This is a genomic window from Actinoplanes sp. NPDC048791, assembly GCF_040650095.1.
GTDB lineage: Bacteria > Actinomycetota > Actinomycetes > Mycobacteriales > Micromonosporaceae > Actinoplanes.
In genome coordinates, this window is the sequence record NZ_JBEZGQ010001613.1 from 1 (window position 1) to 1,283 (window position 1,283).

The following is a 1,283-nucleotide window of genomic DNA, read 5'->3' on the forward strand; positions in this document are numbered from 1 at the left end:
GGCCGGGTGGCTGTGGGCCGGACGGAGCCGCGCATACCGCCGCGCAATCCCGCCGGTCCACTGCTGCGAACGTACGCGAAGTGGTACCGCCGGATCGACGCACCGTTCAGCCGGGCCCAGGAGCTGACCGCCGACCAGATCGCCGCCGAGTACGCCGGCCGTCCTGCCGCCACCGCGGTGCTGCGCGACCTGCCCGCGTTGGACGCTCTGCAACGGATCTTCCACGCTGAGTATCTGGGTCCGGGCTGGCAGGCGGGCCACGTGCCGGACGACCTGTTCGGCGGCTTCCTCCGGGTGCTGGCAGCCCGGGCGGACGACGTGGCGGTGCTGCGTGCCCGCGACCCGGGCGTTCCGTCCACTTGGGACACCCATCCGCCGGTCACCGATCGGCTCGCGGCACTGAGCGCGGCCCAGGTCGGCACGCCACGAACGCCTGGCGCGGAAGAGCGAGAGCCGGAGTTGGTCGGCGCGGCGGCCTCGACCGCCAGTGCCTCGATGACCACGTCCGGACTGAGCACGGGCGGCCCGGTCACTGCAGGCGGGCCGAGCGTCAGTGGGTCGGGTGCTGGGAGCGGGCCGAGTGCTGGCGGGAAACCGAGCACGGACGGTCGGCCGAGCGCCGGCGGTGCGGAAACCGACGAAGCCGCAAAGCCGGTGGAGTCGCCCGTCAGGGCGGTGGGCGACGATGATGCATCGCCGGATCCGGCATTCAGCGCGTTGTCCGCCACCGCAGGTCAGCCGGATTCCCCGGCGGGAGCTTCGACCGCCGCGGCCAAGCCCGACGAGGAAGCCGCGTCCGAGCCCGACAAGGCACAGGCCGCGCCGGGCGGCGTGGACGATCCGCAACCGGCCGGGTTCGATCTCGGCGCCCCGGCCGGAGATCTGGTCCCCGACCTGCCCGGACTCGGACGGGCGCTGCAAGGCGTGGCCTTCCCCGCCCAGGGCCGCACCACCGTCGACTGGGACTCCTTCTTCGGTGCCGCCCGCACGGTCGAGATGCAGCGCGAGGCCGACGCTGCCCTGGCTACCATCTCCCGCGCGGCCGCCGTCCCCGTCGTGACGGCCGCCGATGTCCTCGACCTCGCCGCCGACGGCCGGCTGCACAAGGCCGCCGAATCAGTCTTCGCCGGCCTCCCCGCCGACGAGACCGCCGCCCGGGTAGCCGAGCTCGTCACCCTGCTTCTCGCCCTGGCCGCGTTGCGCAGCGGGGCCGCCCGCTGGCGGCACAGCTGGACCGGCAACGCCGAGCTCATCGCCGCCGACGGCGCCCACCTCGACCTCGG

At 74.4% G+C, this 1,283-nt stretch carries 1 protein-coding gene; it reads left to right on the plus strand.

What is annotated here, in order from left to right:
* On the plus strand, positions 1–1,283 hold a 1,283-nt coding region (locus AB0C29_RS48975; RefSeq protein ID WP_360835305.1), incomplete at both ends, for a M48 family metalloprotease.